This window comes from Streptomyces sp. ATexAB-D23 (assembly GCF_000373645.1).
In the GTDB taxonomy this organism is placed as follows: Bacteria; Actinomycetota; Actinomycetes; order Streptomycetales; family Streptomycetaceae; genus Streptomyces; species Streptomyces castrisilvae.
This window is the reverse complement of the sequence record NZ_KB892003.1, coordinates 228259-251536: the sequence shown is the minus strand read 5'-3', so window position 1 is coordinate 251536 and position 23278 is coordinate 228259. Positions and strand designations below refer to the sequence as shown.

Below are 23278 nucleotides of genomic sequence, written 5' to 3'. Positions count from 1 at the left end.
CGAACGCCCTAGACGGAGGCGTCGATCTCCGCCCCGCCCGTTTCAAGGGCCTGGAGGCGTTCGTGGAGAGCCGCCAGCGCCTCCGTGGCCTGCTCAATCGCCGCCCGGTGCTCGGGACCGAGCCCGTCCAGGGCCTCCCGGATCGGCGCCGCCCAGCTCTCCGCGATGGCCTCGTGCTCCGCACGCCCGACCGCGGTGGGCAGGACCCGCGTGACGCGACGGTCTTCGGGACTGGACTCCTTGACCACGAAGCCGCGGCCGGCCAGGACCCGGATCGCCGCGCTCACGTTGGGCTGGCGCAGCCCCAGCGCCTGGGCCAGCTCGCCGACGGTGGATCCCGGCACGTCGATGACCTGCTTGAGCAGGGCCAGTTCGGTGGTGGGGATCGGGCCCACGCCCGCGCGCTCGGGTGACCGTCGGTGGACGGTCCACCCGAGCTCACGCAGGACATCGGCCAACTCGCGCCGGCGAGAGGGAAGGCTCATCCCGCTTACCTTAACGGGCGGCCGCCTCGCGTGTGAGTATCGCTCAGAGAGGCTGGGCCATGACCTCCAGGACATGATCGGTGGCGGCCACGTTGTCGAAGCCCGGCTTGCGCCCCATCTCCCACTCCGCGATGTCGAGCGAGGTGTCGACGACGAGCTTGCAGCGCTCGAAGCGACGGCCGGTGTACTCGGCGAAGGCCTCCTCAGGGTCGTCATGCTCGGCGAGGCAGTCGGCGAGCACGACGCCGTCCTCGATCGCCTGAGCGGCTCCCTGGCCGAGATGCGGCGTGATCGCGTGGACGGCGTCGCCCATCAGGACGATGCGGCCCTTGTGCCACGGGGCGTCCACAATCAGGGACTCCTCCGGCCGCAGCACGATGTCGCAGTCGTCGGTGATGAACTCTTCGCGGATGCGGCCCATGAAGCCGCCGAATGGCGCGAGGTACTCGCGCAGCTTCTCGCTGCTGTCCAGGCCCGAGCCGGGCTCCTGCCTCTCCATGCGGGCGTTGTAGAAGAGGTAGGCCAGATCCTTGCCGATCGGGACGAGACCGGCCATGCCCTCGGGGCCGGCCTGCAGGATGATGCTGTCGATCTCGGGCAGGAGCGGGATGTTGACACGGTAGGCCGACTGGCCGATGTAGTAGGGCGCGACCTCGCCCTCGACGACGTGACCGCGGGTCTTGGAGTAGACGCCGTCGGCACCGACGACGATGTCGAAGCGGCGGGTGGACCCGTCGGTGAAGCCGACGTCGACACCGTCGCCGTCGTCCTTGAGCTCCGTGAAGGTCGTCGAGTACCGGATGGTCACGCCCGCTGCGACGGCGTGCGAGGTCAGGATCTCGTGCAGCTTGGGCCGGGTGAGGCCGTTCATCGGGGGCAGGTCGACGCCGGGGACGGGCGTGCCCGGCATCTCCTTGATGAAGGTGCCGTCGGTCGAGTAGAGCCCGCCCCAGCGCTTGGCCGGGTAGCCGGCCGCGACGCAGTCCTGGGCGACACCGATCATGTCGAGCGCACGCAGAGCGTTCATCGGCTGAATGATGCCGACACCGTAGACGGACGAGTGGACGCCGGAATGGAGCTCGACAACCGTCGTGTCGTAGCCCGCCTTCTGGACGGCAATGGCGGTCGACAGACCACCAATGCCACCACCGACGATCAAGATCGAACCTCGGCTCATAGCCATTTCCCTTCGGCTCCGCGGTGTAACCCGCGGTCGGTTGCACTGTGGCGTGCACTACGGGGAAAGATACGAAGTTATATATATGTTGGTCAATGGTTCTGACGGATGAATTAACTTTCTCCCAGGGGCTTGCCTTTTCGCACCATCACACCTCTCGACAACGAAGCCGCTCAGCCGGCTTTCGCGGCTACTGCAGTTGCGGGCGGCGTCTCGTGAACGTCGGCGACACCACGCAACTTCGCGGCGGCGGCGCGTCGGCGGCCGGGGTGGACTGCTGTGGGCCGTCGCCGTCGTTACGGTCGACGGCCCAGAACCAGGAGGTGCCGGACGCCGCCCCGGGTCCGGACAGTGATGATGTCCCTGCTCGGGTCTCCGGGTGGCGAAGACGAAGTACGGGGCCTGCGCCGAAGCCCGACCTGGACCCGTCGTACGCGAGTGGGCGTCACGGCAGGTCGCGGCGGCCCAGCCAGGCCGGCCGTACCGGCACTCCGTCCGCGTCCAGCTCGGGCTCCCGCTCCGCCGGGGCGGGAGCGGGCGGGGGTGCAGGTGCCTCGGGTGCGGGCTCCGGGGGTGCCTCGACCACGGGTTCGGGAGCCTTCGGCGCCGCCGAGTCCTCCAGCAGTTCCGCCACCGTGAACCGGGTGATGAACGACTGCCAGGCCCCGTCCACGACGAGCAGGAATCCGTCGCCGACCCGCAGGAGTCGACGGCGCTTGGGGCTGAGGGGGTGGGTCGGTGAGTAACGCCGTGCCCGCCGCTCCAGCTCCGCGAGCGCCTCCTCCCGGGCCCCCGTGACGTGACCCACCACCTGGGCCTCCGTGTGCTTGCGCTCCCCGGTGCCCACGGTCGTCTCAACGACCAGGCCCCATACGCCCGTTTCGCTCACCGCGTCACCGACGTGACGAACCGGGCCGCCGAATCATCCGCGGCTCGCCTCGACGCGGCCTCGTACACGCTGGGTTTGCCCGGGAAGTAGTGGTGGACCAGCAGACGTGAGGTGCCCGCGGCCGACGCCGTCCCGTCGGTGTGGACCTTGTCGGGCAAGCGGCGGCTGAGCGGGGCGAGCGCGACGCCGGTCAGCTGCCGACGACACTCCTCGATGCCCATTCTGCGGCCTACCCCTGTAGTCATACGAACACCCTACCGATCGGCTCCAGGCCGCGAGCGGGCCGGACCGGGCATCGGCGCACGCCTGTTGAGCCGCCGGGCGCTCCGTCTGACGGCTCCGTGCCCTGACGGACCCGAGAAGGCCCCGGCAACGGGCTGATGGTCACCGTCGACGCCCACATCCACTCCACCGATTCAACCGAAGCAGTGCCGCGCTGGACCATCCCGCCGTACGAACCTGATCCGTTAACCGCACCCCGCCGTGAGGGTTCCCAGGGAACCCAGTTGAGCCGGACGGTTCAGCCCGGCACACTCGCCCGATGAGCCACAGCACACAACCGGGCCACGAGGACGGGCCCTGGTACCGGGTTCGCACTGAGCACGTCGAAGCCGCTTTCCTGCCGAACTCCGTCGAGGCCCCAGCAGCAGCGTCAGCCCTCGGCGGGCGGTGACGTGCTGCCATACGTCTACCAGGTCACCAAGTACGATCCTGCCGACCGCGATCAGCACGGCCAGTACACCGGCGTCGAGCCCGCGACCAGTGACCACGGACCGGTCGAAACCGCATACCTGCAGGCCGTCGTCGCCTTCGCCGAGGAGTCCGGTGTCGAGCAGTTGTCCGTCCGTGAGCCAGAGATCGGCGGTTTCGCCCAGTTCGGCCTGGAGCCACCGATCGACGGCTACGGCCTGGCCGACGTATTTCCCGCAGGCCTCACCGGGTTCCACGACGGTGCCCTGGTTCCGATGGCCGCCGGCCTGGAACTCGTCCGGGCCATGCTCCGCGACCACGGCGCCTGGTGCCGTCTGGAGGCCGAGGGAGCATTCACCGTGCACGTCGGCTGGGACCAGTACCTCTACATCGGCAGCAGCCGCCCATGCGAAGGGGCGCTGGCCCGCACCCGCTCGCTCGGGCTCCACACGGAACGCCTGCACGCGTCGCCGTACGACTTCGCCCCCGATGACCCACATCACCCACAGCGCCCGGCCGACGCCGACTTCTGGGCACGCCTGCGGTGGACGGTCAGCAGCCACCGCGCCACGTTCCTGGAGGAGACCTACGCCGGGAACGCCTCCCGCTGGCACCGCCTCACCCGCGACAACATCGAGGCAGTGCGCTCCCAGCTGGCCCCTCGCGCCCAACTGGCCGTCTGGCCGGACCTGCTCACCGACGTGGACGCGGCCGTGGACTCCCTGCCCGGGGAGGGTCTGGTGGAAATCCTCTGGGAGGACGAGGACGGGTGGATCACCAGCATGGTCGTGGACGAAACCCAATTCGAGGCAGCGGCCTCCCGGATCGCCGGCGCGCGTGCTGCCGGCGTCGTGTCCCTGACTACTGATGAGCGCCACCCGCTGTTCACCGCTGTACTGCCCGACAGCGACGGCGTTCTCCGTGCACGCTGGCAGACCGAACCAACGCCCAGCGACCGGGACTGGGCGTTCCTGAAGACCCTGCGGCGCGGCCAGGTCGTCACCGGCACGGTCACACTCATCGCCGGCTTCGGCGTCACGTTCGTGGACATCGGCGGCTTCACCGCGATGATCAACATTCCGGAACTGTCCTGGCATCCGATCAGCTACCCGTCCGACGTCGTCAGCGTCGGCCAGGAGATCACAGCCGAGGTACTCGACGTCGACATGGTCCGGGAACGAGTGCCGCTGTCGCTCCGAGCAGTGCAGGAAGACCCGTGGCCGCAGATCGCACAGCGAATCGGGCAGGTGGTCACCGGGCCGGTCACCCGGATCGTCCCGTTCGGCGTCTTCGTCCGCATCGAGGACCGGGAGGACGGCTTCGAGGGGCTGGTGCACAACAGCGAGCTGAAGGAACCGACCGAGAAGGACATCGAGATCGGTGACGCCCTCACTGTGCAGATCATTGAGGTCGATCCAGCGCGGCGCCGCATTGCCTTGTCGCAGGTCCGGGCCCGGACCACCCGCCGCCAGGGCGGCAGTAGGGACGGATCGGCATGAGGAGCCATGAGGCCGAGCCCGACCGGGGCATCGCCGCGCTTCTGGCGGCTCGGGCGTTCACCGAGCTCCGCCACCGAAAGGCCACCGCATCGCGCTCCGCGTCGGAGAGCTACAGGGGCGAGGGCCGGTCGCAGACCGGGCATCCCGTCGCGGACGGGATGCCCGGTGTGCGGACACGGGAAGGGTCGTCAGCTGGTCCAGAGGACGGGGCTGCCGCTGTAGCCGTCGCCCTCCTCGAACGAGGCGACCGCGATGGGATCGGTCTTCGTGGCACTGAGCGAGCAGGTCTCGTACGAGGCGCCCTTGGTGTTGAAGTCGCGGGGGGCCGTCTCGTTGTCGCACTTGCCCGGAAGATCGCCGATCAGAATGACGCCGGTGGGGCGGCCGCTCTCCAGCTTGCCGCGCAGCCTCAGCGATGAGTAGGACAGGTCGGTGCCGCCGACGTTCTCCACCTTCATCCGGATGTAGTAGGGCGTCATGCCCTTCGCCTTGTCACCGAATGGGGCCATGTCGGCCTCGGTACCCTTCTCGATCGCCGTGACCGTCACGGCGATGGTGCCCTTCTTCTCGGTCCCGTACTTGAACGGCAGGATCGCCCGGTCACCAATCTTGAACTTCGTTCCCGGTGCGGCGACGTCACCACTGGGTGCGGCGGAAGCTTCGTCGCCCGGGTCTGCGGACGGGCTCTCGCTGCTCGGGTCGGACGAGGCCGGGGCGGAGGCCGAGGGCGAGTCCTGCGCCGATGCCGAGTCCTCACCGTCGTTGCAGGCCGTGAGCCCGAGGCCCAGGGTGGTGAGGGCAGCCGCGAAGACTATGCGTCCCTTGTATGTCATTTTGACCTAACTTGCGGTGGGGGCTGCGCGGTGCGACAGCCGGAACGTGCAACAACTGGACGAGGCGCCCGGCCGTCCGACCGGACGCGCCCGGAGCGATACGACGACGGCAGTGCGTCAACGAGGCGCGCCGTGACGCCCATCTCAGACTGAGGTAGGAATGACACAGACTCGTCGCAGACAAGGCACAGCCGTGCGACTCTCCAGGAGGACGCGAAGCCCGTTTCGGTCCCCGCTGCTCATGTGGTGCGGGCGGGCGAGGATCTGCCCCGGACGAGGGGGCCGGGCCGCCATGCGTGGTGGGCCTGACGGTTGGCCGTTCGGCCCAGTGATCGTGGATCCGCCGGGACGAGTTCGAAAGGCGCCGGGCTGCGGGGCGCCTGCCGGATGCCGGATGCCGGATGCCGGATGCCGGATGCCGGATGCCGGATCGTAGAGGCAGATGCTGGTCTTGTGGCCTCAGTCGTGCGTGATCACTTCTTGGGGTGGGGCCAGGTCGCCACCAGTGCTTGGTGGTCCGGGAAGCGGGAGCCGGGGACTGTTTCCCGGATGGGTTCGCCGTTGAGCCAGCACACCTGCTCGGGGGCTCCGTCGCCGGTGTCGAACAGGCAGCACACTCCGCCGCTGGCAGCGGTGAGATCGGTGAACGCCTTCCTGATGGTGGTCGACCGCGCGAACAAGCGGCTCATCTCCGATGTCGCTGCCCAGCACTCCATCGACGTGTAGTCGGGGTGCAACCGGGACTCGAAGCGGATCGTCACGTAGATGTAACCGATCCGGATGCGCCGGGTCGCCTCGGGTTCAGGGCCGTCCGTCCTCGCGTACTCACGCAGTGCGTCATCGGCGTCGAACATGAGGGACGTGTCGAGGTCGAGGTTGCCGCTCGTGGAGCAGTCGACCGGGTCGCTCGTGAAGTTCGACGTGAACGGGAGGGCGAGCCGGTGGCCGTCGGGCAGGGTGATCGCAAGCGGCGGCGGCACGGCACGGGCCGGTGGCGCCAGTTCCGCCAGATGGGCCAAAGCCCTGGCGATGTTCCGAGGGCGTAGATAGATGTCGTAGCCATAGATCAGCCCCATCTTTATTTCTTCCTCCCTGTTTCAGGTCGGGTTCGCTGCCGCGCTGTTGGAGGCTTCCGGCTCAGGTTCGGCGGGGTCGTGAAGCGACGAGGCTGGATCTGCGGACCACCAGTTCGGGTTGGAGTACCACCCTGCGGTGCTCGTGCGCGTCGCCATCCGTCTCCTCCAGCAGCAGTTCCGCGGCGAGCGTGCCCATCGCCACCGCGGGCTGCCGGACCGAGGTGAGTGGAACAGCGGCCGCGGCAGCGAATTCGATGTCGTCGTATCCGACGATCGCGATGTCCTCGGGAACGCTCAGGCCCGCCGAGTACATCGCCTGGAGTACACCCAGTGCCAGCAGGTCGTTCGCGCAGAACACCGCCGTCGGCCGGTGTGCGAGGCCCAGGAGCCTGGCGCCCGCGTCGCGGCCGGCGGAGACATCGAGCCGCTCGGTGGTCACCTCCCGCAGGGCGTCGGGTGTGTGGCCGGCCTCGCGCAGCGCGTTGAGTGCCCCGGTGCGCCGGTCCCTGACCTGGCTCAGTGTCTTCGGACCGCTGACGTACGCGATCGAGGTGTGTCCGGCCTCCAGGAGGTGGCGCACGGCGAGGGTGCCGCCCTGTACGTCGTCCACCGAGACGGAGCAGGTGTCGGGGTCGTCCCCCACCCGGTCCACGAGTACGAAGGGGATGCCGGAGCGGCGGAAGGTCTCGATGTTGCGTCCGCTGGCGTCGGCCGGTGTCAGGAGGACCCCGCGGACCCGCTGCTCGGCGAAGAGGGAGAGGTATTCCGCCTCGTCTCTCTGGTTCTGTGCGCTGTTGCAGACCATGACGCCGAGTCCTTTGTCCCGTGCGGTGCGCTCGGCGCCGCGGGCGACGTCCACGAAGAAGGGGTTGCCCATGTCGAGCACGATCAGGCCCATGATGCGGCTCTCGCCGGCCCGTAGCTGACGTGCCGACTCGCTGCGTACGTAGCCGAGTTGCTCGATGGCGGACAGCACTTTGTTCCGCGTCTCGGTGCCGACCCTGTCGGGGCGGTTGATCACGTTGGAGACCGTGCCGACGGACACACCGGCCGTCCGCGCCACATCCTTGATTCCAACCGTCCGAGATACCGAGCGGGACATCAGTGATCTCCTCCTTGTGTGTCGAGCGCGACGGGGAGGAGCTGTGACCGCTCCTCCCCGTCCTGCGGCTACCTTGCCATGCAGGCAGGGCGCGGCAGGGGGGCAGGCGAGGTGAAGCACCTCGGTGAGCGGCGTCATCGCTTCGTCGGGGCGGTGCGGGGCCGCTTGGGCCGGTCCGGCGGCCCCGCGTGCGTACGTGCGGGTCGCGGGTCAGAAGTCGAAGTCGTCGATGTTCTTCTTGTCGAAGACGGTCGGCGTGGAGAGGGATACGACGCTGTCCTTGCCGATGGTGAACTCGCCGAGCTCGCCGGCCTCGAACTTCTCGCCCTCCCTGCCGGTGATGCGGCCGGACTCCAGGGCGACGGCGGTGTGGGCGGCGAGTGCGCCGAGCTTGGCGGGGTCCCACAGTTCGAAGGCGTCCACCGTGCCGTTCTTGACGTAGGCGCGCATGTCGTTGGGGGTGCCGAGGCCCGTCAGTTCGACCTTGCCCTTGTACTTGGAGCCGGACAGGTACTGGGCTGCCGCCTTGATGCCGACGGTGGTCGGGGAGATGATCCCCTTCAGGTTCGGGTGTTCCTGGAGCAGGCCCTGGGTCTGCTGGAACGACTTCTGGGCGTCGTCGTCCCCGTAGACGGTCTTGACGAGCTCGATGTCCTTGTATTCGGGTTTCTTCAGCTCGTCCTTCATGTAGTCGATCCAGGTGTTCTGGTTGGTGGCCGTCTGGGCCGCCGAGAGGATCGCGATCTCGCCCTTGTTGCCGATCTGCTTCGCCAGCAGCTGTACCTGGGAGCGGCCGAGGTCTTCGGCGGATGCCTGCGAGACGAACACGTTGCGGCAGTCGGTCTTGGTGTCGGAGTCGTAGGTGACGACGCTGACGCCGTTCTTCATGGCCTGCTTGAGTGCGGTGCACAGTGCGCCGGGGTCCTGGGCGGACACGGCGATGGCGTCGACCTGCTGCTGGGTGAGGGTGTTGACGTAGGAGACCTGCCCGGCGGTGTCGGTGCCGCTGCTGGTGCCGGCCTCCTTGTACGTCGAGCCGAGCTCCTGGAGGGTCTTCTTGCCCGCGGTGTCCGCCGTGGTGAAGTACGGGTTGTTCACCTGCTTGGGCAGGAACGCGACGGTGAGGCCCTTTTTGAGGGTGGCGTTCGGGTCGGCGGTGCCGACGGCCGCCGGTTCGCCGTTCTCCTTCTGTGTGTCGCTCTTGGTGGTGCCGCCGCAGGCGGTGGCCCCGGTGGCGAGGGCGACGGCTACCGCGACGGCGAGGGTGAGGCGCCGGGTCCTGACGGTGACGGTCCGGTTCATGACGTTCCTTCGGTTGAGGAGGTGCGGGGGGGGAGGAGCCGGGTGCTCGTTCAGGGCGCGGCCGGGGCCGCTGGTGGTGAGGCCGCGGTCTTCCTGCGGGCTCTGGCCGTGGCTATCTGCCGGCCGACGCGCGGTGCGAGGACCGAGATGACGAGCAGGACGCCGGTGACGAGGATCTGGGACTGGGCGGAGACGTCGAGGAGGCTCATCACGTTCTGCAGTGTGCCGAGCAGGAACACACCGGCGATCGCGCCGCCGAGGGTTCCCCTGCCGCCGTCGAAGTCGATGCCGCCGAGCAGGACGGCCGCGATGACGGACAGCTCCAGGCCGGTGGCGTTGTCGTAGCGGGCGCTGGCGTAGTGCAGGGTCCAGAAGACGCCGGTGAGCGCGGACAGCACGCCCGTCGTCACGAACATGGAGAGCTTGAGGCGCTTGACTCGGATGCCGGAGAAGCGGGCGGCTTCCTCTCCGCCCCCGATGGCGAACAGGGAGCGGCCCACGCGGCTGCCGTGCAGCACGACGACCGCGATGGCGAACAGGATCACCAGGGGCAGGGCGGCGTACGGGATGAATGTGTCGCCGAACCGGCCGGCTCCGAAGTCGAGGTACTGGCCGGGGAAGTCGGTGACGGAGTCGGAGCCGAGGACGATCTGGGCGATGCCCCGGTATGCGGCCATGGTGCCGATGGTGACGGCGAGGGAGGGCAGTCCCAGGCGGGTCACGAGCAGTCCGTTGACGAGGCCGCAGGCGAGGCCGAGCAGCAGGCACAGCGGGATGATCGTCTCGATGGCCATGCCGTTGTTCCAGAGGGAGCCCATCACCGCGCTGGAGAGGCCGACGGTGGAGCCCACGGAGAGGTCGACCTCGCCGGAGACGACGAGCATCGTCATGGGCAGTGCGATGAGGGCGATCGGCAGGGTGTTGCCGATGAGGAAGGAGACGTTGAGCGCGTTGCCGAAGTTGTCGACGAACGAGAACGAGCAGAGCAGCAGGACGATCAGCAGGGCTCCGACCGTGGTGTCCCAGCGCACGGATCCGCTGAGGCGGGTGGCGAGGGAGGTGTTGGCGGGCTCAGGCATGGCGGGCGCTCCTCATCTGTGCGGCCTGCTTGCGGAGCACTGCGGCGACGCGCAGGGCGAGGATCCGGTCGACGGCGATGGCGAGGAGCAGCAGGATTCCGTTGATGGCGGTGACCCAGACGGAGCTGACGCCGATGGCCGGCAGGACGCTGTTGATGGAGGTCAGCAGCAGGGCGCCGAGGGCTGCGCCGTAGACGGTGCCGGAGCCGCCGGTGAAGGCGACGCCGCCGACCACGACGGCGCTGACGACCGTGAGTTCGTAGCCGCTGCCGGTGGCGGAGTCGACGTTGCCGAAGCGGGCCAGGTAGAGGGCGCCGGCGAGTCCGGCCAGGGCGCCGCACAGGACATAGGCGGTCATGACGCGTTTGCGGACCTGGACGCCGGCGAGGACGGCGGCTTCGGGGCTGGAGCCGAGGGCGTACAGGTCGCGTCCGGTGCGGTAGTGACGCAGGTAGAAGCCGACGCAGAGGAGTACGGCGAGGGCGAGGAGCGCCAGGTAGGGGACGATCCACAGGCCGTCGTGTCCGAAGTCGACGAAGGTGTCCGGAAGGTCGGCGGCGACGATCTGGTGGGAGCCGACCCAGATGGAGTCGATGCCCCTGACCACGTAGAGGGTTCCGAGGGTGACGACGAGGGCGGGTACCTTGCCGAGGCTGACGAGGGCGCCGTTGAGGACCCCGAAGACGGCGCCGACGGCGACCGCGTAGAGGACGGCGACGAGTGGGCTGCCGCCGCTCTGGAGGTGGTCGCCCGCGGCGAACGCGGAGATCCCGAGGACGGAGCCGACCGAGAGGTCGACGTTGCGGGTGATGACGACGACGGCTTGGCCGGTCGCGACGAGGGCGAGGATGGTGGCGTTGAGGAGGAGGTCCTTGACGCCTTGTTCGGACAGGAACTCTGCGTTGGTCAGCTGGGTGACGGCGAGCATCACCACGAGGACGCCGGCGACGGCGATCTCGCGGGCCTTGAACACGTGGTCGATGAGGCGCTTGCGGGCTTCGCCCTCGGGAGCGGGTTCACGGTCCGCCGGCTGCGTGGTCACGGTCATGCCGCTTTTCCTCCGGGGGCTGTGCGGCCGGTGGCCGCGGCCATCACGCTCTCCTCGTTCGCCCGTGCCCGCGGCAGCTCCGCGGTGAGCCGGCCCTCGTACATCACGAGCACCCGGTCGGCCATGCCGAGGATCTCCGGGAGGTCGGAGGAGATCATCAGGACGGCGACGCCGTCGGCGGCAAGCGCGGACAGGAGGCGGTGCACCTCGGCCTTCGTCCCGACGTCGATGCCCCGGGTCGGCTCGTCGACGATCAGGACCTGCGGGGCGGTGGCGAGCCACTTCGCCAGGACCACCTTCTGCTGGTTTCCGCCGGAGAGTGTGCCGACGACGTCGCCGAGCCCGGCGTACTTGACCTGGAGCCTGACCGACCAGTCGAGGGCGCGGCTGCGTTCGGCCCCGCGGTTCATCAGGCCGGCCCGGCTGGTGTCGGCGAAGCCGGTGAGGCCGATGTTCCGCTCGATGGACATGTCCATCACCAGGCCCTGGGCGCGCCGGTCCTCGGGGACGAGGGCGAGGCCGGCGCGCATGGCGAGGCTCGGTGCGCCCGGTTCGAGTGTGCGCCCGAGCACTTCGACCTCGCCGCCGTCGAACCGGTCGACGCCGAAGACGGCGCGGGCGACTTCGCTGCGGCCGGCTCCGACGAGGCCGGCGAGACCGACGATCTCGCCGCGCCGCACTTCGAAGGAGATGTCGGTGAAGACGCCTTCGCGGGTCAGCCTGCGGACGCTGAGCGCGACCTCGCCGGTTCGGGCTTCCTGTTTCGGGTACAGCTCGTCCAGGTCGCGGCCGACCATGCGTCGCACGAGGTCGTCCTCGGTCAGGCCGTCGAGCGGTTCGCTCGCCACCCGGGCGCCGTCGCGCAGGGTCGTGACGTGCCGGCACAGCCGGAAGATCTCCTCCAGGCGGTGCGAGATGAACAGCACGGCCGCGCCTTGTTCGCGCAGGGTCTCCACGACGCCGAAGAGGCGGGCGACCTCGCTGCCGGTGAGGGCGGCCGTCGGCTCGTCCATGATCAGGACGCGGGCCTCGAACGACAGGGCCTTGGCGATCTCGACCAGTTGCTGGTCGGCGATGGACAGGCCGCGGGCGGGCCGGTCCGGGTCGAGGTCGACGCCGAGGCGGTGGAACAGGGCGGTGGTGGCGTCCTTGACCGCGCGGTGATCGACCCGGCCGAACGAGCGCCTCGGCTGCCGGCCCATGAAGATGTTCTCGGCGATCGACAGGTCGGGGAAGAGGGTCGGTTCCTGGTAGATGACGGCGACGCCCGCGTCCCGGGCGTCGGCCGGCCCGTGGAACTCCGCCGGAGCGCCGTCGAGCAGGACCGATCCGCTGTCGGGGCGGTGCACCCCGGCCAGGGTCTTGATCAGGGTCGACTTCCCGGCGCCGTTCTCACCCGCGAGAGCGTGCGCCTCGCCGGCGTACAGCCGCAGGGACACCTCGCGCAGGGCGCGCACGGCGCCGAAGGACTTGCTCACCCCCTCCAGCGCGAGCACCGGAATCCGCTCCGGTTCTGGATGCGTCATTGCGTGTCTCCGTGAGTAGTGCAGGCAGTGGCTCGGAAGGCTGCTCGGGGGGACGTCTCGGGGAATGCGCGCCCGCCACCCGTCGAGATGAATTGTTTCAACGAGGTTGCCCGGAAATTAGCCTCGCCCGGTCCACGGGTCAAGGGGCCGGGCGGAATCCGGCGCGGCCGGCGGGCGACCTCGGCCCCTATCCACCTCTTTGCCCACCGTCCAGCGGTTGGTGCGCTGTGCGGGAAACGCGGCGCACAGTGGCTGGACTCTCCGATTCCCGGGGCACCTTGAGTGTCCGGCCCTCTTGACGGCCTCCGGTCGTGGGGCTAGTTTCACCGCCGAAGTGAATCGATTCATCATCGATGTCCACACGGCCCGCCCGGGGCGCCCCGTACTTCCAGAGGTGAACATGCCTGACATCGCCGCCGTGAAGGCCGCACTCGCCGGCCAGCGGATCGAGACCCCGTCCTGGGGCTACGGAAATTCCGGAACCCGGTTCAAGGTCTTCGCGCAGGCCGGGGTGCCGCGCACCGCGCAGGAGAAGCTGGACGACGCGGCGAAGGTCCACGAGTTCACCGGCATCGCTCCCAAGGTGTCCCTGCACATCCCGTGGGACACGGTCGACGACTACGCGGCGCTCGCGGACCACGCCGCGCGGCGCGGCCTGGAGCTGGGTGCGATCAACTCCAACACCTTCCAGGACGACGCCTACAAGCTGGGCAGCGTCTGCCACCCGGATCCCCAGGTGCGGCGCAAGGCCGTGCGGCACCTGCTGGAGTGCGTCGACGTCATGGACGAGACGGGGTCGAAGGACCTGAAGCTCTGGCTCGCCGACGGGACGAACTATCCGGGGCAGGACGACATCGTGGCCCGTCAGGACCGCCTCGCGGAGTCCCTCGCTGCCGTGTACGAGCGGCTCGGCGACGACCAGCGGCTGCTTCTGGAGTACAAGCTCTTCGAACCGGCCTTCTACACGACGGACGTGCCGGACTGGGGCACGTCCTACCTGCAGTGCGTGAAGCTGGGCGAGAAGGCCCGGGTCGTGGTGGACACCGGGCACCACGCCCCCGGCACCAACATCGAGTTCATCGTCGCGCTGCTGCTGCGCGAGGGGAAGCTGGGCGGCTTCGACTTCAACTCCCGCTTCTACGCCGACGACGATCTGATGGTGGGCTCCGCCGACCCGTTCCAGCTGTTCCGCATCCTTCACGAGGTCGCGCAGAACGGCGGCTTCGCCCCGGAGACGGACGTGGCGTTCATGCTCGACCAGTGCCACAACATCGAGGCGAAGATCCCGGCGGTCATCCGCTCCGTGATGAACGTCCAGGAGGCCACCGCCAAGGCGCTCCTGGTCGACCGCGAGGCCCTCGCCGCCGCACAGCGCACGGGTGACGTGCTGGCGGCGAACGCCGTGCTGATGGACGCGTACAACACCGACGTACGTCCGCTGCTCGCGGAATGGCGCGAGGAGCGCGGTCTCGCCCCTGACCCGGTCGCCGCCTACGCGGCCTCCGGCTGGCAGCAGCGCATCGTGGCCGAGCGGGTGGGCGGCGAGCAGGCCGGATGGGGTGCCTGAGCCTCGGCCGGTCCGCCCGGCCGGGGGCGGGTCGGCGCCGGGGCCGCAGACGCCGGGGCCCGCAAGCGCGGGCGCCGCGCGACGTCCGCGCCTTCGCGATGCTCTGCCGGATCCCGACGCGCGTCTTCGGGATGCCGGAGCCCGGTGTGCCATCGCGATGGCGTTCCCGACGCCCTATCCCGGCGCCGCTTCGCACTGTCGTTCCCTTGCGTATCTCACCGAAGGACTGATCGACCGATGGCCATCCATCCCGAAGTCGCCGCGCTGCTCTCCCGGTCGAACCGGCTCGGCGCCGATCCCCGAAACACGAACTACGCGGGAGGCAACACCTCCGCCAAGGGCACCACGACCGACCCCGTCACCGGCGGCGACGTCCGGCTCATGTGGGTGAAAGGTTCCGGCGGCGACCTCGGCACGCTCACCGAGGACGGCCTTGCGGTCCTGCGCCTGGACCGGCTGCGCGCACTCGCCGACGTCTACCCGGGTGTGGAGCGCGAGGACGAGATGGTCGCCGCCTTCGACTACTGCCTGCACGGCAAGGGGGGCGCCGCGCCGTCGATCGACACCGCGATGCACGGTCTTCTCGACGCCCCCCACGTCGACCATCTGCACCCGGACTCCGGTATCGCGCTGGCCTGCTCTGCGGACGGCGAGAGGCTGACCGCCGAATGTTTCGGGGAGCGGGTCGTCTGGGTTCCGTGGCGCCGCCCCGGCTTCCAGCTCGGCCTGGACATCGCCGCCGTCAAGGACGCCAGCCCCGAAGCGGTCGGCTGCGTACTCGGCGGCCACGGCATCACCGCGTGGGGCGACACCGCCGAGGAGTGCGAGGCCAACTCCCTGTACATCATCCGCACCGCCGAGGAGTTCCTGGCGCGGCGGGGCAGGGCGGAGCCGTTCGGTGCGGCCGTCGCGGCGAACGCGCCCCTGGACACGGCCGCGCGGCGCGAGCGCGCCGCCCTCCTCGCGCCCCTCGTGCGCGGTCTCGCCTCCACCGACCGCCCGCAGGTCGGCCACTTCGACGACTCCCCCGAGGTGCTCGACTTCCTGGCGGGGGCGGAGCACCCTCGGCTCGCCGCGCTCGGCACCTCGTGCCCCGACCACTTCCTGCGGACCAAGGTCCGCCCGATGGTCCTCGATCTGCCGCCGACCACGGGCCTCGACGCCGTCGAGGCCCGGCTGCGGGAGCTGCACACGGAGTACCGGGCGCAGTACGCGGCCTACTACGAGCGGCACGCGACGCCCGGCTCACCAGCGATGCGGGGCGCCGATCCGGCGATCGTTCTCGTCCCCGGCATCGGCATGTTCTCGTACGGCAAGGACAAGCAGACCGCCCGGGTGGCCGGCGAGTTCTACCTCAACGCCATCAATGTGATGCGCGGCGCCGAATCCGTCTCCAGCTACGCGCCCATCGAGGAGCCGGAGAAGTTCCGCATCGAGTACTGGTCCCTGGAGGAGGCCAAGCTGCGGCGGATGCCGAAGCCCAAGCCGCTCGCCGCCCGGGTGGCTCTGGTGACGGGTGCGGGCAGCGGCATCGGCAAGGCCATCGCGCACCGCTTGGTCGCGGAGGGGGCATGCGTCGTCGTCGCGGACCTCGACTCCGGGAGCGCCTCGGTGGTGGCCGATGAGCTGGGCGGCCCGGACAGGGCCGTCGCGGTGTGCGTGGACGTCACGTCCGAGGAGCAGATCGCGGCAGCGTTCCGGAGCGCGGCGCTCGCCTTCGGGGGCGTCGATCTGGTCGTCAACAACGCCGGTATCTCCATCTCCAAGCCGCTTCTGGAGACCACCGCGAAGGACTGGGATCTGCAGCACGACATCATGGCCCGGGGCTCCTTCCTCGTCTCGCGCGAGGCGGCCCGGCTCATGCGCGCCCAGGGCATGGGCGGGGACATCGTCTACATCGCCTCCAAGAACGCGGTGTTCGCGGGCCCCAACAACATCGCCTACTCCGCGACCAAGGCCGACCAGGCCCATCAGGTTCGGCTGCTGGCGGCCGAGCTCGGTGGCGACGGCATCCGGGTCAACGGCGTCAACCCGGACGGCGTCGTGCGCGGCTCCGGCATCTTCGCGGGCGGCTGGGGGGCGCAGCGGGCCGCGACGTACGGCATCGAGGAGGACAGGCTCGGCGAGTTCTACGCCCAGCGCACCCTTCTGAAGCGGGAGGTGCTGCCGGAGCACGTCGCCAACGCCGTGTTCGCTCTGACCGGCGGGGATCTGACCCACACGACGGGTCTGCACATCCCGGTCGACGCGGGCGTCGCCAACGCCTTCCTGCGCTGACTCATGACGGGCCGGGTGCGGGGGCATGGCGCCGTGACTCGCACCCGCCGTCCGCCCTCCCCTTCGTTCCGGAGGCTCGTATGCCCAACCACACCTTCGCCGCCGCCGACCTGGGTGCCACGAGTGGCCGGGTCATCGTGGGCCGTGTCGGCCACGACGTTCTCGACTTCCGCGAGGTCCACCGCTTCCCCAACATCCCGGTCCTCCTGCCGGACGGCCTGCACTGGGACGTACTGGCTCTGTACCAGGGCATCCTCGACGGGCTGCGGGCGAGTGATCAGGTCGATTCGGTGGGCATCGACACCTGGGCGGTCGACTACGGCCTGCTGGACGCCGACGGCGCCTTGGCCGGGCAGCCGTTCCACTACCGGGACAGCCGCACCGACGGTGTCGCCGCCCGCGAGGTGTGGCCGCGTGTCCCGGCTGCGGAGATGTACCGGATCACCGGCCTCCAGCACCTGCCCTTCAACACCGTCCATCAGTTGGCGGCCGGCGCCGGAAGCGCTCAACTGGGTTCGGCTCGAAGGCTGTTGCTGATGCCTGACCTGTTCACCTACTGGCTCACGGGTTCCATCGGCGCGGAGGAGACGAACGCTTCGACCACCGGCCTGTTCGACGCTCACACCGGCACGTGGTCCGGGACCCTCATCGACCGGTTGGGAATCGATTCCGGCCTGCTGCCTCCGCTCCGCGCGCCGGGCGACCCGGCCGGAACCCTGCTCCCCCACGTCGCCGCCCGTACCGGGCAGTCCCCCGGGACTCCGGTGACGACGGTCGCCTCGCACGACACGGCGTCGGCGGTCGTCGCCGTGCCCGCGACCGGCCGGGACTTCGCCTACATCTCGTGCGGGACGTGGTCGCTGGCCGGTCTCGAACTCGACGCGCCCGTCGTGACGGAGGCCTCCCGGGAGGCGAACTTCACGAACGAGCGCGGGGTGGACGGCACCATCCGCTACCTGCGCAACACCATGGGGTTGTGGCTGCTGGAGGAGTGCCGCCGCGCCTGGTCGCGGCAAGGGCTGCCCGCGGGTCTTCCCCGCCTTCTCGCCGACGCCGCACGGGCGCGGCCGTTCGCCTCTCTCGTGGACGCCGACTCGCCCGAGTTCCTGGCCCCGGGCGACATGCCGGAACGCATCCGCGCGTACTGCCGGCGCACCGGCCAGCCCGAGCCGCAGGGGCAGGGCGAACTCGTGCGGTGCATCCTCGAATCGCTGGCGCTGGCCCACCGCAGGACGTTGTGGCGGGCCGCCGAGCTCGCCGGCCGGGACATCACCCACATCCACCTGGTCGGTGGCGGCTCGCGGAACGAGCTGCTGTGCCAGTTCACCGCCGATGCCACCGGCCTTCCCGTCGTCGCGGGGCCGGCGGAGGCCACCGCCCTCGGCAACATCCTCGTACAGGCACGCGCCCATGGGCTGGTCGGCGACCTGCCCGCCATGCGGCGCCTCCTCACCGCCACCCAGAAGCTCCGCCGCTACACGCCCGGCGCGCAGCGGGGGGCGTGGGCGGCGGCTGCTTCCAGGACGGCCGTCGCCCAGGGCAGTGGCCAACCTGGTCGGACGGCTGTGGAATGACGCCTTGACCGGGCTTGCGGTCCATCAGGCGACTGTCCCATTCGCGTTCCGGATCAGCTGCTGGAGCACCTTCACCGTGGTGACGTAGTCCGTGTCGTCGATGCCCTCGTGGAGGGCGGCGCGGATCGCGGGGGCGTTGCGGGCCAGATCGACGCGGGCCTGTTCCCCTTCCGGGGTGAGCCACAGCCGGTCCTCGGCGTCCCGGGTCAGCCAGCCTCGTTCAAGGAGCCCCTCCGCTTCCGCCGCCAGGTCGTCCTCGGGACGGATGTAGGAGGTCATTGCCTTCCGCAGCTCGGGCAGGGTCATCCCTTCGCCGTCGGGCGAGATGTCGTTCACCGACAGATTGCGCAGCAGCCAGAACTGGGGCTGGGTGTAGCCCTTTTCGGCCTGCCGGGCGCGGGTGTAGGCGATGAGCGCCTCGTAGGCGACACCGGTCCAGTACGCGGCGGGCTGTCCGGCGAGTTCGGCGTCGGAGACCTGCTGTGCCGTCATGGGATTTCCTCTCCATGCACTTCTCTGTGGAGCCCGCACACCGTGCAGGTCATGGGCAGACCGTATGACCTCAAGTACGGTTGAGGACAACCGTGAAGAGCTGGAAGATCCTGCGCGACCGCCACTTCAAAAGCGACGGCGTCCAGCACGCGGAGCCCTGGGGCCCCGGGGCCCGCCGCCGCCCGCTGCAGACGTAGCTTCTGGCGAGTGCCCCGGCAACCGGATTCACGCTCGCGTAAGGCCGGCGGGCGATATGCCGCCTTCGCCATGATCGTGATCCGGGCCCGAACCTCACCGGGGGGGATGAACCTTCGCGTACTGGCGTGCCTCGGTACGGTGCCGTGCCGCGCCGTGACTCTATGGAGCCTGGACTCCGGACCACGCACCGACTTCGCGCCGGCCGTCGGCGTTGTTCCCCGCACTCACCACCGTGCCGTCGGCACACAGACCGAGGGTGTGCGTGGAGCCCGCGGCCACGGAGACGATGTCGCGCCAGTCCCTGACCTCGCACTGGCCGTATCCATTGTCTCCCACTGCGAGGGCCCGTCCGGAGGCAGCGACCCCCACGGTGTGGTAGCTGCCTGCGTCGAGCGCCACCATGTCCTCCCATTCACCGACCTCGCACGCCCCGGTCGACCGGTCCCCGGTCGCTACTGCCCGTCCGTCCGCTCCGAGGCCGACGGTGTGGAGATACCCGGCCGAGACGGCGGCCAGGTCACGCCACCCTTCAACGGCGCACTGCCCTCGCCGGTTGTTCCCCGTAGCGAGTGCGGAACCGTCCGAGCGGACGCCGACCGAGTGCCAGTCGCCGCACGAGAGGGACACCACCTCGCGCCAGGACCACACGTCGCACTGTCCTTCCGAGCTCCGGCCGACTGCGAGCACACGGCCACCCGCGAGCAGCCCGAGCGTGCGACGCCACCCGGCGGCCACGGCTGTGACGCCTCGCCACCCGGAGACATCGCATTGCCCATCGCCGTTCCACCCTGTCGCCACCACTGTGCCGTCCGACCGGAGGCCCACCGTATGGGACCTGCCGGTGTTCCTCGCGGTATGGACGTTGCCGGCCGCCACCGCGACGACGTCTTCCCACCGCTCGACACGGCATTCGGCCGCTGCGGTGTTGCCCACGGCGAGAACGGTTCCGTCCCGGCGCCGGCCGACCGAGTGACGTCTTCCGGCGGCCAGCGCGGGAAGGCTGGTGTGCATGGTGTCTCCCTTGTACTTGGCGCGGGGCGGAGCCACGGCGACACCGCTCGGGGCCGGTCGGGGAAGCGGTGTGCCGCCATCCTCCGCATCCCGGATCACGCCCGTACGGCCCGGTCGATTCTGTCGGGCCCGGTGCTTGCAGGGACTCACTGCCGCCGACTCAAGTCACAGGGCCAGCAGTCCCGCCGTCGTCTCTCTGAAACCGCAGGCGTCGAAGTAGAACGGTCTCAGGTGCTCTTCGAAGTCGGCGTGCAGCCATTCGCACCCCGCGGCTCGGCATTGCTCAGCAGCCACCCCGAGCAGCGCGGCTCCCACTCCGTTCGATCGGTTCCGCCCGGCTACGACCGTATCCAGAGCGAACGCGTGGACGCCGCCGTCCCAGGCGATGTTGACGAAGCCGACCAGGCGGTGGTCCTCCCAGGCGCAGACCCAACCGAGGCTGTGACGCTGAAGCCTCGCACGCCAGTCCGTCTGCCCGGCCGGGCCACCAAACCCTTCGGCGTGCAGCTTGTTGAGAGCTGTGTTGTCGACTTCGCCGCGCCACTCATAGGTGATCGTCATTATCCGAATCCAGTGAACACAGAGCCGTTCCGGGGCGATTCGTGTGCCGCCCGTCCTGCGTGTTCGAAGCCGCGAGGTGCTCCTGGTTCCCCGCGGGGGTTCATGACCAGCAGGGAACACCGCTCCAGCGGCAGGAGGCCGTAGAACGGCGCTGCTCCTGAGCCGCCGAGGTGTGTGAGGAACTGCCGGTAGGCGTCGGGCAGGACGATGCCGTGCCCGGCCTCGAACGCGGCGATGCGCGCTTCGGCCGGCCTCGGACCGAGACCGAACTTGTGTCGCTCCTCTCCGAAGGAGTGACTGCGCCGGGGGTGGTACGGGATCGCGGCCGGCTTGCGTCGCAGGCGGGGTATGCGGGGATCCAAGGTGCGTCTTCTCTCGTCTCCGTCCACCCTACGGGTGGCCGTGGTCGGCCCGCCAGAACCGTTCCTCGTAGGAGAGTGAGGAGCGTGCAGTCGGCCCCGCCGAAGAGCCGGGGGCTTGGGCAGGGCCGTCGGGCAGGTTGTTCCTGGTGTCGGGCGGCCGCCTTGGCCGTGGGCCGGGTCGGTCCGGGCGGGGGCGGGGGTTCTCGCGGCTCTCCGGCGCTCGGCTGTCCGCCCGGTGGGCCCCTGACGGTCGTCATGTCAGTGGGCTCTGACAGCATCACGGCCGTGACCGACTTCGATGACCTCGTGCAACGCGTCGCCCGGCGGGCCGCATCGGACAGCAAGCGCCTTCCCGAGCCTGTCAGCGGGGCCCAGGTCGCGGAGGCCGAGAGGCAGTTGGGCTGCGCGCTGCATCCTCTGCTTGCGCGCCTGTATCGCGAGGTTGCCGATGGCGGGTTCGGTCCTGACTACCGGTTGCTGCCGCTGCTCGGGCCGGGCAGTGTCGTCGGGGAATACCTGACGTGGCGTGAGGCGTCCGCCGGGGCGGAGCACCCGGAGTGGCCCGCAGGCGTTGTACCCATCCTGACCTGGGGCTGTGCGATGTACGCAGGCGTTGACTGTCTCAGCGGAGAGGGGCAGGTCCTGCTCTTCGAGCCGAACGCGTACAGCGGCGGATCGTGGGAGCAGTGTTGGTTCCTCGACTCCCCCGGCCTCGCGGCGTGGCTGGAGACGTGGCTCGCGGGGACGGGCTGGTTCGAGGACGACGCCTACGACGGGGACGACACCGTCGAGCCCCAGCCGTGGGGCCAGGCCGCGAGCCGGCTGTCGTCCGGCGCGTAACGGAGCAGCGTCCCCGGTCCGCCCCGGGGGGGGGCGGGCCGCTGTCCTTCGCTTCCGGCGGGGGGGGTGGCTGTGGCGGTCCGCCGGCGTCCTCGGGTTCAGGGGGCGTGCCGGACCGGTGCGGCTCCGGTTCGGATCAGGAACTCGGTCAGGGCCTCGGCGAGTCGTTCGGGCTGGTCCTCGGGGACGAGGGTGGCCGAGTCGGCGATCTCGATCAGCCGGCCCTGCGGGTACAGGTCGGCCAGCCGCCGGCCGTGGTCGCGCGGCATCAGCCGGTCCTCGGTCGCCCAGACGACCAGTACCGGGCGGTCGAAGTCGGACAGTCGCTCGCTCCAGGCGAGCAGGGTCCTGCGTCCGGGTGCCCCGGTCGCGAATTTGGCGAAGTCCCTGCGGATGGCCCTGCTGCGGGTGGCGGGAGCGAACCAGTCGTCCATGATCTCGTCGGGGACCCCGCGCAGGCTCATCCCGCCGTACCCGCCCCGGTTGTGACGGAAGGCGGGTACGCGCATGAGCCGCGTCAGGAGCCAGACGCCGCCGGGGACCCTGCACACCTGCGCCATGGCCTTGGCCGGTCCTGGGGGGAAGTTGTCGAAGGCCTCGCAGGCGACCAGTACCAGGCGTGCGATGTGCTGGTCCTGTCCTTCGGAGACCAGGAACTGGCCTCCGCCCCAGTCATTGAGTACGAGGGTCACCGGGCCCGGGCCGAGCGCCTCGATGAACTCGCCCAGGAGCCGGGCGACACCGCGCTGGGACAGGTCGGCATCCGGGTTCATCGGCTGCCGGTGACCGCCCAGGGGCAGCGTGGGCAGGACGCAGCGGTAGCCGTCCAGGAGTGGGACCACCTTGCGCCACTGGGTCTCGTTCATCGGCAGACCGTGGCCGAACACCAGCACGGGCCCGTCACCGCCGGTGTCCTGGTAGTCGATGGGTCCGGCCGACAACTCGATCTTCGGCATCCCAGCTCCTATTTGATAGATCGTTCTACTGTAATCCTGGAGGGGAAAGGGCGGGTAAAGAAACACGGCGCGAAAATGCCACCCCCTGCGGCGCACCGCGCCATGGAGTACGGGGGGCGACTACAGCGCCGCCATCGCCGCGTCCACAACGCGCCCCAGCTGCGTGGCGTCTTCAGCGGTTTTCGCCATGACACGCATGCCGATCACGGTGGCGAGCAGCCAGGCGGCCACCGCCCCGGCTTCCCGCCCGCCGTCGATCTCGCCCGCCCGCTGACCTTCCTCGACCACCGCCCGGAACGCGCCCTCCGTGCGGGCGAACATCTTGCGCACGGCGTCGGCCGTCTCCTTGTCCGCGGGGGCCAGTTCGGCGGCGGCGTTGACCGCCATACAGCCGCGCCGGCCCTCGTCACCCAGGTCCAGCTCGACCAAGGCCTCCAGCGCACCGCGCAGCCGGTCCCTCGCGGAACCGGGGTGATCGAGGAGTTCGGCCAGCCAGGCAGTCTGCGATTCGCGGTAGCGGGTCAACGCCCGCTCGAACAGCGCGTGTTTGCTGCCGAAGGTGTGGTAGAGGCTGCCCTTGCCGATACCGATCTCGTCCACGAGGTCCTGCGGTGTGGTTGCCGCGTACCCCTTCCGCCAGAACACGCCCATCGCGCGCTCCACCGCCGTGTCGGGATCGAACTGCTTCGGCCTGCCCATGGCGCAAACGTAGCACGCGTTCTTGACCTACAAGT

At 69.8% G+C, this 23278-nt stretch carries 20 protein-coding genes and 2 pseudogenes; 5 read left to right on the top strand and 17 right to left on the bottom strand.

Annotation, left to right across the window (positions count from 1 at the left end; genetic code table 11):
- Positions 1–8: 8 nt before the first annotated feature.
- From B082_RS35690 to B082_RS35685, 4 genes and pseudogenes are all read right to left on the bottom strand, one after another.
- Complete coding sequence (locus B082_RS35690) at positions 9–485, bottom strand: MarR family winged helix-turn-helix transcriptional regulator (protein ID WP_037709498.1); 477 nt, start codon at positions 483–485, stop codon at positions 9–11.
- 43 nt (positions 486–528) lie between these two features.
- Positions 529–1662, bottom strand: coding sequence for an FAD-dependent monooxygenase (locus B082_RS0105880; protein ID WP_018550878.1), 1134 nt, complete (start codon positions 1660–1662; stop codon positions 529–531).
- A gap of 445 nt (positions 1663–2107) precedes the next feature.
- Positions 2108–2551: a hypothetical protein gene (locus B082_RS0105875; protein WP_037709491.1), complete on the bottom strand. Its 444-nt coding sequence runs from the start codon at positions 2549–2551 to the stop codon at positions 2108–2110.
- 14 nt (positions 2552–2565) lie between these two features.
- Positions 2566–2796 (bottom strand): annotated as a pseudogene (locus B082_RS35685) (TetR family transcriptional regulator); the annotation flags it as partial.
- A 429-nt stretch (positions 2797–3225) separates the two neighbouring features.
- Between B082_RS35685 and B082_RS0105865 the strand changes: the two are divergent.
- A complete protein-coding gene (locus B082_RS0105865; RefSeq protein ID WP_018550875.1) occupies positions 3226–4740 on the top strand; it encodes a S1 RNA-binding domain-containing protein in 1515 nt (504 codons plus the stop codon).
- Between the two features lie 188 nt (positions 4741–4928).
- Here B082_RS0105865 and B082_RS0105860 read toward each other — a convergent pair whose 3' ends face one another.
- The 7 genes from B082_RS0105860 to B082_RS0105830 form a co-directional block, all read right to left on the bottom strand.
- A complete protein-coding gene (locus B082_RS0105860) occupies positions 4929–5573 on the bottom strand; it encodes a hypothetical protein (RefSeq protein ID WP_018550874.1) in 645 nt (214 codons plus the stop codon).
- 473 nt (positions 5574–6046) lie between these two features.
- Positions 6047–6649 carry a hypothetical protein gene (locus B082_RS0105855; RefSeq protein WP_018550873.1) on the bottom strand — a complete coding sequence of 201 codons (603 nt, stop codon included), beginning with the start codon at positions 6647–6649 and terminating at the stop codon, positions 6047–6049.
- 61 nt (positions 6650–6710) lie between these two features.
- Entirely contained in the window at positions 6711–7751 is a 1041-nt protein-coding gene (locus B082_RS0105850; RefSeq protein WP_026249467.1) for a LacI family DNA-binding transcriptional regulator, read from the bottom strand.
- A gap of 210 nt (positions 7752–7961) precedes the next feature.
- Entirely contained in the window at positions 7962–9053 is a 1092-nt protein-coding gene (rhaS, locus tag B082_RS0105845) for a rhamnose ABC transporter substrate-binding protein (RefSeq protein WP_018550871.1), read from the bottom strand.
- A gap of 50 nt (positions 9054–9103) precedes the next feature.
- Positions 9104–10132, bottom strand: coding sequence for an ABC transporter permease (locus B082_RS0105840; protein WP_018550870.1), 1029 nt, complete (start codon positions 10130–10132; stop codon positions 9104–9106).
- A complete protein-coding gene (locus tag B082_RS0105835) occupies positions 10125–11180 on the bottom strand; it encodes an ABC transporter permease (RefSeq protein WP_018550869.1) in 1056 nt (351 codons plus the stop codon). The genes B082_RS0105840 and B082_RS0105835 overlap by 8 nt, the downstream gene beginning before the upstream one ends.
- Positions 11177–12706: a sugar ABC transporter ATP-binding protein gene (locus B082_RS0105830; RefSeq protein WP_026249466.1), complete on the bottom strand. Its 1530-nt coding sequence runs from the start codon at positions 12704–12706 to the stop codon at positions 11177–11179. The genes B082_RS0105835 and B082_RS0105830 overlap by 4 nt, the downstream gene beginning before the upstream one ends.
- Before the next feature lie 400 nt (positions 12707–13106).
- Between B082_RS0105830 and rhaI the strand changes: the two genes are divergently transcribed.
- The 3 genes from rhaI (at position 13107) to B082_RS0105815 (ending at position 18124) form a co-directional block, all read left to right on the top strand.
- Positions 13107–14273: an L-rhamnose isomerase gene (rhaI, locus tag B082_RS0105825; protein WP_018550867.1), complete on the top strand. Its 1167-nt coding sequence runs from the start codon at positions 13107–13109 to the stop codon at positions 14271–14273.
- 237 nt (positions 14274–14510) lie between these two features.
- On the top strand, positions 14511–16550 hold the full coding sequence (locus tag B082_RS0105820; RefSeq protein ID WP_018550866.1) for a bifunctional rhamnulose-1-phosphate aldolase/short-chain dehydrogenase: 2040 nt from the start codon (positions 14511–14513) through the stop codon (positions 16548–16550).
- Positions 16551–16630: 80 nt separating this feature from the next.
- Positions 16631–18124 carry a rhamnulokinase gene (locus B082_RS0105815; RefSeq protein ID WP_018550865.1) on the top strand — a complete coding sequence of 498 codons (1494 nt, stop codon included), beginning with the start codon at positions 16631–16633 and terminating at the stop codon, positions 18122–18124.
- Between the two features lie 24 nt (positions 18125–18148).
- Here B082_RS0105815 and B082_RS0105810 read toward each other — a convergent pair whose 3' ends face one another.
- The 4 genes and pseudogenes from B082_RS0105810 to B082_RS0105795 form a co-directional block, all read right to left on the bottom strand.
- Entirely contained in the window at positions 18149–18616 is a 468-nt protein-coding gene (locus B082_RS0105810; RefSeq protein WP_018550864.1) for a MarR family winged helix-turn-helix transcriptional regulator, read from the bottom strand.
- 357 nt (positions 18617–18973) lie between these two features.
- The gene (locus B082_RS39760; protein WP_018550862.1) at positions 18974–19462 is read right to left on the bottom strand and encodes a hypothetical protein; all 489 of its coding nucleotides are present in this window, start codon (positions 19460–19462) and stop codon (positions 18974–18976) included.
- Between the two features lie 18 nt (positions 19463–19480).
- A pseudogene (locus B082_RS39755) lies at positions 19481–19825 on the bottom strand (chromosome condensation regulator); the annotation flags it as partial.
- A 165-nt stretch (positions 19826–19990) separates the two neighbouring features.
- Positions 19991–20386, bottom strand: coding sequence for a GNAT family N-acetyltransferase (locus B082_RS0105795; protein WP_018550861.1), 396 nt, complete (start codon positions 20384–20386; stop codon positions 19991–19993).
- Between the two features lie 617 nt (positions 20387–21003).
- Here B082_RS0105795 and B082_RS0105785 point away from each other — a divergent pair.
- Positions 21004–21588 carry an SMI1/KNR4 family protein gene (locus B082_RS0105785; protein WP_018550859.1) on the top strand — a complete coding sequence of 195 codons (585 nt, stop codon included), beginning with the start codon at positions 21004–21006 and terminating at the stop codon, positions 21586–21588.
- 98 nt (positions 21589–21686) lie between these two features.
- Here B082_RS0105785 and B082_RS0105780 read toward each other — a convergent pair whose 3' ends face one another.
- Positions 21687–22544 carry an alpha/beta fold hydrolase gene (locus B082_RS0105780; protein ID WP_018550858.1) on the bottom strand — a complete coding sequence of 286 codons (858 nt, stop codon included), beginning with the start codon at positions 22542–22544 and terminating at the stop codon, positions 21687–21689.
- Between the two features lie 120 nt (positions 22545–22664).
- The gene (locus B082_RS0105775) at positions 22665–23243 is read right to left on the bottom strand and encodes a TetR/AcrR family transcriptional regulator (protein ID WP_018550857.1); all 579 of its coding nucleotides are present in this window, start codon (positions 23241–23243) and stop codon (positions 22665–22667) included.
- Positions 23244–23278 lie beyond the last annotated feature (35 nt).

Bases quoted from the DNA above. Each gene is read 5' to 3' on its own strand.
- B082_RS35690 (WP_037709498.1), bottom strand. From the start codon at position 485: ATGAGCCTTCCCTCTCGCCGGCGCGAGTTGGCCGATGTCCTGCGTGAG.
- B082_RS0105880 (WP_018550878.1), bottom strand. From the start codon at position 1,662: ATGAGCCGAGGTTCGATCTTGATCGTCGGTGGTGGCATTGGTGGTCTG.
- B082_RS0105860 (WP_018550874.1), bottom strand. From the start codon at position 5,573: ATGACATACAAGGGACGCATAGTCTTCGCGGCTGCCCTCACCACCCTG.
- B082_RS0105855 (WP_018550873.1), bottom strand. From the start codon at position 6,649: ATGGGGCTGATCTATGGCTACGACATCTATCTACGCCCTCGGAACATC.
- B082_RS0105850 (WP_026249467.1), bottom strand. From the start codon at position 7,751: ATGTCCCGCTCGGTATCTCGGACGGTTGGAATCAAGGATGTGGCGCGG.
- rhaS (WP_018550871.1), bottom strand. From the start codon at position 9,053: ATGAACCGGACCGTCACCGTCAGGACCCGGCGCCTCACCCTCGCCGTC.
- B082_RS0105840 (WP_018550870.1), bottom strand. From the start codon at position 10,132: ATGCCTGAGCCCGCCAACACCTCCCTCGCCACCCGCCTCAGCGGATCC.
- B082_RS0105835 (WP_018550869.1), bottom strand. From the start codon at position 11,180: ATGACCGTGACCACGCAGCCGGCGGACCGTGAACCCGCTCCCGAGGGC.
- B082_RS0105830 (WP_026249466.1), bottom strand. From the start codon at position 12,706: ATGACGCATCCAGAACCGGAGCGGATTCCGGTGCTCGCGCTGGAGGGG.
- rhaI (WP_018550867.1), top strand. From the start codon at position 13,107: ATGCCTGACATCGCCGCCGTGAAGGCCGCACTCGCCGGCCAGCGGATC.
- B082_RS0105820 (WP_018550866.1), top strand. From the start codon at position 14,511: ATGGCCATCCATCCCGAAGTCGCCGCGCTGCTCTCCCGGTCGAACCGG.
- B082_RS0105815 (WP_018550865.1), top strand. From the start codon at position 16,631: ATGCCCAACCACACCTTCGCCGCCGCCGACCTGGGTGCCACGAGTGGC.
- B082_RS0105810 (WP_018550864.1), bottom strand. From the start codon at position 18,616: ATGACGGCACAGCAGGTCTCCGACGCCGAACTCGCCGGACAGCCCGCC.
- B082_RS0105795 (WP_018550861.1), bottom strand. From the start codon at position 20,386: ATGACGATCACCTATGAGTGGCGCGGCGAAGTCGACAACACAGCTCTC.
- B082_RS0105785 (WP_018550859.1), top strand. From the start codon at position 21,004: ATGTCAGTGGGCTCTGACAGCATCACGGCCGTGACCGACTTCGATGAC.
- B082_RS0105780 (WP_018550858.1), bottom strand. From the start codon at position 22,544: ATGCCGAAGATCGAGTTGTCGGCCGGACCCATCGACTACCAGGACACC.
- B082_RS0105775 (WP_018550857.1), bottom strand. From the start codon at position 23,243: ATGGGCAGGCCGAAGCAGTTCGATCCCGACACGGCGGTGGAGCGCGCG.